General features: G+C 38.8%; 4 protein-coding genes. All 4 read right to left on the bottom strand.

Translation table 11 applies throughout. The features are described 5' to 3' along the window. Positions 1-198: 198 nt before the first annotated feature. Complete coding sequence (locus tag F607_RS0126465) at positions 199-750, bottom strand: hypothetical protein (protein ID WP_027710397.1); 552 nt, start codon at positions 748-750, stop codon at positions 199-201. A 232-nt stretch (positions 751-982) separates the two neighbouring features. Beyond that, entirely contained in the window at positions 983-1,132 is a 150-nt protein-coding gene (locus tag F607_RS33855) for an integrase core domain-containing protein (RefSeq protein ID WP_084611427.1), read from the bottom strand. Positions 1,133-1,236: 104 nt separating this feature from the next. After that, positions 1,237-1,740, bottom strand: coding sequence for a cytochrome P460 family protein (locus F607_RS0126455; RefSeq protein WP_027710396.1), 504 nt, complete (start codon positions 1,738-1,740; stop codon positions 1,237-1,239). A gap of 297 nt (positions 1,741-2,037) precedes the next feature. Then, positions 2,038-2,165, bottom strand: a 128-nt coding sequence (locus F607_RS34465) for an HU family DNA-binding protein (protein ID WP_211233719.1), incomplete at its 5' end; no start/stop codon positions are given.

The raw sequence follows: 2,165 nt of genomic DNA, 5'->3' as shown, positions 1-2,165 counted from the left end.
AAAATAGCCGATAACCCTGCGTATCGGCTATTTTTTGTGCAAATCAGATACAACCTAACATTTATGGGTCTTTACCAACCATCCACAAAGCTATGGACCCTCTCACTAACCATGTGCCCCCCAAAAAACTTCAATATCACATTTTTAGCTTACTGGAGGACATGTATAACCTAGGTGAAGTATATATTATTTCTGTAATTAAATACTTACATCCTCTCCAGTGCAATTCACGGTAAAATCAAAGTATGTTGCCCAGTTACCTCTTGAATTGAAACGTAAACCATCCGCCCAAGCTGTAGGTGTATCTACAACCTCTCCAAGGGAATCTAAGTATTCAATACTTGCATGAGCGGCAACGTAATAAGTGAACTCTTCAGGTTCAACTCCACATGTGACTGTTTCCGTTAAAGGAACCAGTTGCTCAGTTGTATTTAGTCCATCATAAGAGTACTCAAAATTCCCTACCTTAGGATTTCCTGCTCTAGTCTGAGGAATTTCCTCCATATTGCTTCCAATATGTAAATGCACTTCTTTAATAGTGGTATCACTTACAGTAAGTGAATATAAGGCGGATAATATACCTGAACTGTCAACATTAAAGCAAACTGTACCAATAGTTTCATTTTTATTGGCAAATAGAGTTTTGCATTGATCGGAAGGTTCAATAAATGGTTCAGCATATATAAATGTACTTAAAATAAATGAACCGCTTAAAAATAAAAATGATTTTTTTAATTTATTAACATTCATATTTAATCCTCAAGTTTATAGACATGTAACTTTTGTGAGTTAAAAACAAGCCAATAATCTTTAGCAAATTTTATTCCGTAGAAATCATTTGCGGTTTTAGCTTAAGGATGGGCTTCTTATTTTTCATGTTGTAAATCTATATGACACTTATAGGGTTCTGTCGCAAAGTTTTGAAGTGGACCCCACCGTCAAGACAGTATTTTCCAAAATTAAGATATACTGAGGTGAAAACCTATGCTGCTAAAGCCTGATAAACTTCTTTCGGCGTTGCTCCATTAAACGATTGATGTGGACGTTCCTCATTGTAAAAATGGAAGTACTTTTTCAGCGATTTACGCAATGCGTCAACTGACTCATATTCTTTCAAGGACGGATGGATCAAAACTCATTATCCTAACGGATAAGTTAAATGAGCTGCCCTGTGCGGCCCCGCATGCAGGGTGGTGTGGGGAGAGCTGGGTAGATACCAGCTCTTACCCGATTAGCTTAGTTTAATGCTGGAAATTGTGCTGGATCAGTAAACACCCAATCACGCTCTTTTACTGGAGAATGGCATGAAGTGCATACCTGGGCTCCTTTGTTAAATGGCTCTTGTTCAAGACCAACCCAACGCGCCCATCCCCAACCATAAGTCTTGGTATACTTGTTTGAGTCTTTGAACATGAATTCAGCATGCACAAAATTTCCAGGTGCAATTGCCGATTTCCAGTTCCCTAATTCGGTATCTTTCCAAACAACTTTACCAAGGATTGAACCCTCTGGCCACGGATCAACCTTTCCAGAGCGAGCTGCTTTTACTGCAATTTCATTTCCGAGTATAACCCTTAATGTGTTGTTATCTGTTCTATGAGACACTGCTATTGTTGACCAGCTCTGCCAACCATTAGGATATTCAATTCCATGAGACATTTCAGCTGTATTTTCTGAAGCAACTGCTCCACAACCTGAAGCAGCAAGTAAACCTAAAACTACATTTCTTATTCTTTTCATAATAGTTTTCCCAAACCTGAGATATTTAAGCTAACTATTAATGAACGTCACTCTGACGCAATTATATTACGTCACTTTAGGATAATTAACCGTCGCTATTTATGAGAGTGATTTTGAGAAAAGCCTATCATTAATCAAGCATATAATTGTGTCCTCTTGATGAGCATGCCTGAAGCAAATGCACTAAACAGCACATCCTCTCAGCTGCCGTGCATAGTTTATTTCATGGCTCTGCATACTTACACCGAGGGGACACGTTTAAAAGGGCTTAGCTTCTTCGCTATTCTCCGTATCTTCTTATGAGACAGTAAAGTCTTTGAGCTTTTTCAGGGGTTGAATTCTCACTTGCATAGAAGCGGGTTTAGCCTTAAACATCATCTCTTCACCCGTAAATGGATTCACGCCTTTTCTGGCTCTAACAGCAG

The sequence above is a fragment of the Zooshikella ganghwensis DSM 15267 genome (assembly GCF_000428585.1).
Taxonomy (GTDB): Bacteria; Pseudomonadota; Gammaproteobacteria; order Pseudomonadales; family Zooshikellaceae; genus Zooshikella; species Zooshikella ganghwensis.
The sequence above is the reverse complement of the archived record's forward strand: the minus strand, read 5'-3'. Positions and strand labels throughout refer to the sequence as shown.